A 7,742-nucleotide genomic window follows, 5' to 3' on the forward strand; every position below is an offset into this window, starting at 1 on the left:
CATCATCGGGTTAACCCTCAGGTAGCTGCCGCCTGGAGTAGTGCGGTAAAAACCTTCGATCGCATTTTCAATATAGATCGCGGTATTCAGTTTCGGTCTGCTCTCGCTCGGCCATGGTTTGAGCCAGAGCCTTAAGGCTGCGGCGCAGCTCTAGCTGGCTCATGACCTGATGGGCGATCGCCTCTAGCACCTCTAGCTGTTGCTCCGTCAAATCTTTGGGAAAGTGGTCGAGCACGCAGAGGGTGCCCAATGCGTGCCCGGCCTCAGTCACCAGCGGCACCCCATAATAACTGCGGAAATAACTGCGGATGTTGGGCTTTCCCGTTACTAGAGGATTATTGACAAAGCGCTGATCTTCTAGGGCATCGGGCACTTTAAACACGTCAGGTTCAAGAATGGCGTGGGCACAAAACGCCACATCTCGGCTGGTTTCGGGAGTGTCTAAGCCAACTCGGGCCTTAAACCACTGGCGGTTTTGATCGATTAGGCTAACCAAGGCAATTGGTGTGCCACAGACGTAGGCCGCCAGCTTAGCCAGATCATCAAAGGCGGCTTCGGCCTGGGTATCGAGAATGTCATAGCCCAGAAGGGCCGCTAGCCGCTGATCTTCGTTAGGTGGTAGGGAAGCCTGCATGGTTGAGAGTTTTGTTAATAAAAGAGGTGAGGGTATGACCGTGATCAAGGCCTTACGCCCTTGGCTAAAACGTTGCTCTCACCTGCCCTCGCAGGGCGCGGTTACTGTAGTCGCCACCTTCAGTTCCGGCTGCAACGGTGCTAAAGGAGTAGCCCAGATCTAGTTCCACCTGGTTAAATTGAGCCGTACAGAGGGCCTCGTAACCGTAAGTAAGCGACCATTCTCCTAGCAAGTGCTGGGGGCCTAGGTTGGCCGCAACTCGACAGGACACCGGTTCAAACACCTGGCTCCGCCAGGCTAGTTCGGCATTGGTAACCCAAAAATCCGGAGGTGAGAAGTAGCCGCTGGTTGTCTCCACATCGCGGCTGAACTGCCAGTTAAAGAGATTGGCGGCCAGGGTAAATTCTCCCAACCGCTGCTCAAGACGGCTAAAAGACTGCTGCTCCCAATTACCATCACTAAAGTGGCCCAGCCGCACCAAGGAGAAGAGACTGGTGTCAGGCGTAATTTGCCAGAATAGATTGGGGCCATAGCGCCAGGCCGCAATTTGATTTTGCAGACTGGTGGCATTAATTTTGTAGGGACCGTAATCCAGGTTGAACGATAGAGTAGCGCTGGTGCCAATGGGGACCGAAGTACTGGCCGTCAGGTTGGGGGCCAGGGGCAGCCGGTTAAGCACATCGACCCCGGCCCCCAGGGTAGTAGTAAAGTCGCCCATTTGTCTTATCCACGCAGCTCTCAAGGGCACATTAACGATCTGATCTACAGCGGGCTGGTTAAAGGTGTTGAGCCCGGTGGAAAAGCTGAGGCGATCGCCGTTGGCCAGCCGTCCGGTCACCGTCGGTTCAAAGGTGCGGTTGCCCTAGGCAAAGTTATTAAAGCTATCTCGAAAGTCTACAGTCAGCGTTTCGATTTGCCAGAACGGGTTCGCAAACACCGCCATCCAACACACAAACGCCGCCTAACTCAACAGAATCAATCTTGCGGGTCTTGGTGTCGCAGTCCTATCTCCAAATAGAGCGTCATCGTACACAAACCTAAGCGGGTGGGGGGAATCGAACCCCCATCATTAGCTTGGAAGGCTAAGGTTTTACCACTAAACTACACCCGCAAACCAGTTTTCACTTTACCACAACAGGCATTGGGCATGAGCAACTTGGGCCGCTCGAATAGCGAGTTGGCAAACCCTCATACCTTTTGATGGATACGATACCAGATGCCTTGAATTAAATCTTTATAATGAGGGGCCAGCACTACCTGTTACAGGCGGCAAGATTTCCTCTGTAGTGCGTTAGCCCCGGTGTTGAGCGGTGTGGTGAATGGTTTGCTGCTGTTGTCTAGAGAGTTAGAGTTTGCCTGTGTCTGCATCTGCATCGACAGCTTATCTATTGGTATCTCACGGTAGCCGTGACCCACGGCCTGGGCAAGGCATGGAGCGGTTGGCCTGCTTTGTGCGATCGCAGGAATCTGGCCTATGGGAGAACCAGCCTAGCTCCCCAGAGCGTTCAGATAGCTGTATGAAGCTTGTTGAACGGACCGCAACAGGGCGATCGCCGGCCAGTCAGGCGGCATCATTTCTGCGACGGGCCCCAGCGCTAGACTGGCTGCACCCCAGCACGACTAGCCTACTTGGGGAAGAAGCCGGTATCTTCCGCAGCCGAGTCTCCCAGCCCGAGATGGTAAATGGCCCGCTGGTGGGCACTGCCTGCCTCGAAGTTGGGGCCGTGCCGCTGCATCAGCAAATTGTCGCCTTTAGCCAGCGGGCCCAGGCCGCTGGGGTACATCGAGTCCGGGTGCTGCCCTTGTTTTTGCTGGCCGGCGTCCACGTGATGGAAGACATTCCAGCGGAGGTTGAGCTGGCCCGCCAAGCACTGCCGGGTCTGAGTCTAGAGGTTTGCCCACACCTAGGCAGCCATCCCGGCCTTGTGGGTCTTCTGCGCCACAAGCTGCGCACCACCGCCGCCGAAGCGCTGATTGTGCTGAGCCACGGCAGCCGCCGACCGGGGGGCAATGGTCCCATTTACGCTCTGGCTCAGGGGCTGGGGGGCATCGCCGCCTTTTGGGCTGTCGCCCCCAGTCTAGACACCCAGGTGATTCATTACATGCAAAGTGGGGTGCAGCGGGTGGCGATTTTGCCCTACTTCTTGTTTGCGGGCAGCACCACCGACGCCATTACCCACCACACCGAAGAGTTGGCCGAGCGCTTTCCTCAGATGGGGTTTCACCTGCTGCCGCCACTGGGGCCTTCGCCGGAGTTGGCCCGCCTAGTAACTGACCTCGCCCTCGATCGCATACCAACCAAGCCCCAGCAGGCACTGGTACCGATGCAGCGGGTGGCCTTTCGCCACGCGGTTCATCCATCGTCGCTAGTGTCTTAAGTAGAGATTTCCCCCATTGGGTCGACGACGGTCTACCCTAAGGGGGATGACAAGTTTTTTAAACTTTATTGTTTGGATTTGATCACGCCTATGGTGTCGGCAGCTTCTCAGCCTACATTCCAGTCTCAGGGAGGCCAACCCTACGGCATGGTTTACCTGGTCGGCGCTGGGCCGGGCGATCCGGGCTTGTTTACGCTGCGGGGCAAGGGGCTGCTAGAGTGTGCCGACGTGGTCATCCACGACGCCTTGGTGAGCGCTCCTATTCTGGCCATGGTCAACCCTCAGGCCACGGTGATCAATGCAGGCAAACGGCGCGGTCGCCATTCCTTGGGGCAGGAGGAAATCAACCAGCTGATCATCAATCAGGCCAAGGCTCACGCTGTGGTAGTGCGCCTAAAAGGGGGCGACCCTTTTGTGTTTGGGCGCGGCGGCGAAGAAATGGCGGCCCTAGTAGAAGCCGGCATCGGGGTGGAAGTAGTACCGGGCATTACGGCCGGAGTAGCGGTACCGGCCTACGCAGGCATTCCGGTCACCCACCGCAGCCAGAGCTCGTCGGTAACCTTTGTGACGGGCCATGAGTCGGCTGGCAAGTATCGACCCAGGGTGAACTGGCGCGCCCTGGCCCAGGGGTCTGAAACCATTGTGGTGTACATGGGCATTCACAACCTGGGGACGATTACCGCGGAGCTGCTGGCCGCCGACCTCAGCGCCGACACTCCGGTGGCGCTAATTCGCTGGGGCACCTACCCGCAGCAAGAAACGCTGATTGGAACGCTGACCACCATCGTGGCCCAGGTGGCAGAGACGGGGTTTGAAGCGCCGGCGATCGCCGTGATCGGCTCGGTGGTGAACTGGCACGAGGTTTTCAGCCACTGTCGCCCTACCAGCACCCTTTGGCCCTAGCCCCACGGCAGGGAGGCTAGCGGTTTGAGAACAGACCTAGCCATTGCGGTCTGTCAAAGACGTCCCAGAGTCTAGATACACTTGCGGTTAGTGCTAACGTTTTCCGCGAGGTAATTGCTATGGCTGGGGTGCCCACGCCAGGTCTAGACCTGATTAAAACCTTTGAGGGCTTGAGTCTACAAGCCTACCCAGACCCCAAAACCGGGAATTTGCCCATCACTATCGGCTGGGGTTCAACCCGCGATAAGAATGGTCAGCCCTTTAAGCTGGGCGATCGCATCACCCGAGAAGAGGCCGACGAGCTGCTAATGCGGCAAGTCGCCAACAACTACCTGCCACCGCAGGAGCGCATTCCTGCCTGGTCGACGATGAATGACAACCAGCGGGGGGCGATTCTTAGCTTTGCCTACAACCTGGGTGCCTACTTCTTTGGGGCCAGCAGCTTTGAAACCATTTCGCGGGTGCTACGCAACCAGGAGTGGCACAACCTGGAGGCGGCCCTGATTCTCTACCGCAACCCTGGCACGAATGTGGAAGAAGGGCTGCTGCGCCGCCGCCTGTCGGAGGCCAATGTGTTTTTGGCGGGTACGCCGGGGGTAGCCCTCAGCACCGCCGGGCAGCGGTATTTGGCCGGTGGCCGTACCCCCAGCGGCAACCGCTATCTCAGCCAAGAGGCCCAGGCCTATCTGGCCAATCGGCCTACGGTGTCGGGCGGTGGCGGCGGCGTGCCCACTGCCCCAGGGGCACGGCTGCTATCTCTTACCAACCCCTATACCAGCGGTCAGGATGTGCAGCAGGTGCAGCAGGCGCTGGTGCGCTGGGGAGCAAATTTAGTTGCGGACGGATACTTTGGCCCGGGGACGGCGATCGCCGTGGAGCAGTTTCAGCGATCGCAGGGTCTCCCTGCCGATGGCGTCGTTGGCCCCGCCACCTGGGCGCGGCTGCAACAGTCGCCCCCGGCCCAGTCCCTCGCCCAAAACCGGCTGCTGCGGCTCACCAACCCGCTCACCTCAGGCAGCGACGTGCTGACGCTACAGCAGGCTCTCAGCCGCCAGGGCATCGCCGTCACCGCCGATGGCATCTTTGGCCCCGGTACCGATCGCGCTGTGCGTCAGTTTCAGTCCAGCCGAGGACTGACCGCCGATGGCGTCGTCGGCCCCGAAACTTGGACAAGGCTACAACAGCAGGTCACCACCCCGCCCACTCCGACCTCACCCTCCTTTATCCGAGTGCTGCGGTTGGCCAACCCCTATACCCGAGGCGACGATGTGCGGGCCGTGCAGCAGGCGATCGCCCGCGCCGGATTTTCGGTAGTAGCCGACGGCGTGTTTGGCCCCGGCACCGATCGCGCCGTGCGCCAGTTCCAGGCCAGCCGAGGACTAGTTGCCGATGGCGTTGTTGGTTCCCGCACCCGCGCCAGCTTGGGGGTTTGAAGCCATTCCAGCCTTGAACCATGGCGGTGTTGGCTTGAGGCTGTTCTAGATGGTGGGCAGTGCCCACCCTACGTTGCCGCCCTCTGATGTCATGTTTCAGGCCACCTGCCACGTGGTTGCCACTACCGCTACCGCTACCACGGTCATCGGTTTTGTGCCTCTGATGGCGAACCTTATAGGGTTTTGGTCGTTGCCTGCGATCGCAGGCAACGACCAAAACCCTGCTAGTCCTCATACTGAATTCCCTTGACCTACCGGTTGCGGAGCAACCACCAGCGGGTCAAACTTCCGCAAAACCCGCTTTTTTGAGCTGTAGTTCGCAGAGCAAATCAAGATAGACCACAGCAGCAGCCATGGTCAAAGTCTTACCCAATAGAACCAATCGTTTTGCTTTTTATAGAGGACAAGATAATGGTGTTGAAACGTTGTTATTTGCTCTAGAGAAGCTTGATCGTCTAACCTACGCCTACCCCGAAAACCAGCCAATTTAGCCATTCCTCCCACTCAGTCAGATCTTATAACCCGCCGAGCGGAGGAGATATTTGGGGATAGAATGATGCCCAGCTCGGCCAGAAGCACTTGGTTTATATAGACTCTGAATAACTTGGCGGGTTGCGGAACATAAATCGCCCTTTCGGCTTCTAAAGTAAGGGGTTAAACCTATGACGCAGCCTCTTCAGGGCTGATGGACCGCGCTGGGTTTTGACTACTATTTGAGGGCCATTCGGGCAAAGGGGCGGCGATCGCCTACAATCGATCTGCTAATTTGCCTATTTGTTCTGTAGGACTTGAGAGTGGCGGAATTTATGTACAGCAGTTACCAATACAAGAGGAAGAAGTCGCGTCGCCGTTTGCGGTTGGCGCTATTTCTTCTGCTGCTAATTGGCATTCCTGTTGGCATTGAGTTGCTGACTCGGTTGGTGGCCCACGTCACGGGCACCAGCGATCGCTTCACCGCCAATCCGGCCTCTGATGTCATCGATTCCTATCACCTGCGGTTTGTCAGCCGAGACGGCCAGCCCTACGCGGGTCTGCCCAACGACGGCAAGTTGAACGCGCTGCGCGACCCACTGATGGGCTATCGGCTGGCGGGCAATCAGCAAAGCAATTTTTGGCAGATTAACGACAGCGGGTTTCGAGACGAAGAAGCCGTACCCAGCACCAAGGCGGCGGGGGAGATCAGAATTTTTGTCCTCGGCGGTTCGACGGCTTTTGGGCAGCTTAGCTCTAACAACCAAACCACCTTTGCCAGCAAGCTAGAAACTCGGCTCAACGATCAAGTCGCCCAACAGCGGGCTAACCCCAATCAGTTTCAGCCCAGCGCGCTGCCCTTTCGGGCCGACCAGGTGCAAAAAGCCCTAGCGCTGCCGCCGCGCATTCGCGATGGGCAATACCGCGTTGTAAATGCGGCGGTACCCGGCTACGCATCGGGCAATGCGCTGGCCATGCTGACCCAGCGGGTTGCCGCTTACAATCCAGATTTTGTGGTGGTGATGGGGGGATACGCCGACCTGATGTTGCCTAGCGCCGACCGGGGCAGCGACGTGCCGGGGCTAGAGCAATATTTGACCGGGGAAAGCCAGTCGTTAGGTGCTCAGCTCAGCGAGCAGACGCGGGATTGGTTTGATCAACTCTATGTGGTGCAGGGCGTTAAACGCTACGGTCTGCAGCAGCAGCAGGCAGAGCCGCGCCTGGCAGAACCGCTCAATCTCTACTCGCCCACTCTGGATGCTACCCTCAGCGATCGCCTACCCGCCGACCAGGCCGAACTTGAGCAGCGCATCGATCGCTACGGTCGCCATATGCGGCAGATGGTGAGCTGGGCGGCGGCCAACAGGAAGCGATTGATCATCGCCATTGAGCCAGAAATCTCTAGCCGCAAGCCAGAGTCTCTGACCCCTGAAGAATCGGCAATTTTAGGCGAGTTAGACAATGCCTACCTAGAGCAAATGCGCGCCGGGTTTGCTGGCTTAGCCGCCGTCGCTAATCAGGCTAAGACACAGTCAGCCAATGCTCAGGTGTTGAATTTCTACCCGCTCTACGAAGACTTTGCTGGGCAAGCTTTCCAAAGCCCGTCGGGTCTAACCGATGAGGCCTATACGCTCATATCAGACCGGCTCTATGAGGCGATCGCCAACCAGGTAGCGCTTCAACCCGAGCCCTATGGGCTTTAAGGCATCGTTTTTCACGGAAAGAAAGTCCTTGAGCAGAGCCAGCTTTTTACGAGAAAACGACATTGGCGAATCGACAGCACATACCTTGAGAAATTGACGTTTCGAGGTATAGCTATGGTCAAGGTGGTTAGGACATAGACTAAGTAGGGGAGTCTCACGGTGAGGAGTGCAATGGCCAAACCCTACAGCCTTGATTTGCGTCAGAAGGTCATCGACGCCA

General features: G+C 57.7%; 7 protein-coding genes and 1 tRNA gene. 5 read left to right on the forward strand and 3 right to left on the reverse strand.

From position 1 onward, the window contains the following. Positions 1–67 precede the first annotated feature (67 nt). From H6F75_RS13815 to H6F75_RS13825, 3 genes are all read right to left on the reverse strand, one after another. Positions 68–634: a GAF domain-containing protein gene (locus tag H6F75_RS13815; RefSeq protein WP_190753058.1), complete on the reverse strand. Its 567-nt coding sequence runs from the start codon at positions 632–634 to the stop codon at positions 68–70. Positions 635–698: 64 nt separating this feature from the next. Beyond that, the gene (locus H6F75_RS13820; protein WP_190753059.1) at positions 699–1,472 is read right to left on the reverse strand and encodes a hypothetical protein; all 774 of its coding nucleotides are present in this window, start codon (positions 1,470–1,472) and stop codon (positions 699–701) included. Between the two features lie 202 nt (positions 1,473–1,674). Continuing rightward, positions 1,675–1,745 (reverse strand) — tRNA-Gly (locus tag H6F75_RS13825). Between the two features lie 247 nt (positions 1,746–1,992). Here H6F75_RS13825 and H6F75_RS13830 point away from each other — a divergent pair. The 5 genes from H6F75_RS13830 (at position 1,993) to H6F75_RS13850 (ending at position 7,522) form a co-directional block, all read left to right on the forward strand. After that, positions 1,993–3,012, forward strand: a complete 1,020-nt coding sequence (locus H6F75_RS13830; protein WP_199303932.1) for a sirohydrochlorin chelatase — start codon at positions 1,993–1,995, stop codon at positions 3,010–3,012. Positions 3,013–3,102: 90 nt separating this feature from the next. Continuing rightward, positions 3,103–3,915 carry a uroporphyrinogen-III C-methyltransferase gene (gene cobA, locus H6F75_RS13835; protein WP_190753060.1) on the forward strand — a complete coding sequence of 271 codons (813 nt, stop codon included), beginning with the start codon at positions 3,103–3,105 and terminating at the stop codon, positions 3,913–3,915. A 119-nt stretch (positions 3,916–4,034) separates the two neighbouring features. Then, entirely contained in the window at positions 4,035–5,348 is a 1,314-nt protein-coding gene (locus H6F75_RS13840; protein ID WP_190753061.1) for a peptidoglycan-binding protein, read from the forward strand. A 91-nt stretch (positions 5,349–5,439) separates the two neighbouring features. Continuing rightward, positions 5,440–5,598 carry a hypothetical protein gene (locus H6F75_RS13845; RefSeq protein ID WP_190753062.1) on the forward strand — a complete coding sequence of 53 codons (159 nt, stop codon included), beginning with the start codon at positions 5,440–5,442 and terminating at the stop codon, positions 5,596–5,598. A 544-nt stretch (positions 5,599–6,142) separates the two neighbouring features. Beyond that, positions 6,143–7,522, forward strand: coding sequence for an SGNH/GDSL hydrolase family protein (locus tag H6F75_RS13850; protein ID WP_190753063.1), 1,380 nt, complete (start codon positions 6,143–6,145; stop codon positions 7,520–7,522). Positions 7,523–7,742: the final 220 nt, after the last annotated feature.

The sequence above is a fragment of the Nodosilinea sp. FACHB-131 genome, assembly GCF_014695395.1.
Lineage (GTDB): Bacteria > Cyanobacteriota > Cyanobacteriia > Phormidesmidales > Phormidesmidaceae > Nodosilinea.

Coding starts and splice junctions, on each gene's coding strand:
- H6F75_RS13840 (WP_190753061.1), top strand. CDS start 4,035: ATGGCTGGGGTGCCCACGCCAGGTCTAGACCTGATTAAAACCTTTGAG.
- cobA (WP_190753060.1), top strand. CDS start 3,103: ATGGTGTCGGCAGCTTCTCAGCCTACATTCCAGTCTCAGGGAGGCCAA.
- H6F75_RS13845 (WP_190753062.1), top strand. CDS start 5,440: ATGTTTCAGGCCACCTGCCACGTGGTTGCCACTACCGCTACCGCTACC.
- H6F75_RS13815 (WP_190753058.1), bottom strand. CDS start 634: ATGCAGGCTTCCCTACCACCTAACGAAGATCAGCGGCTAGCGGCCCTT.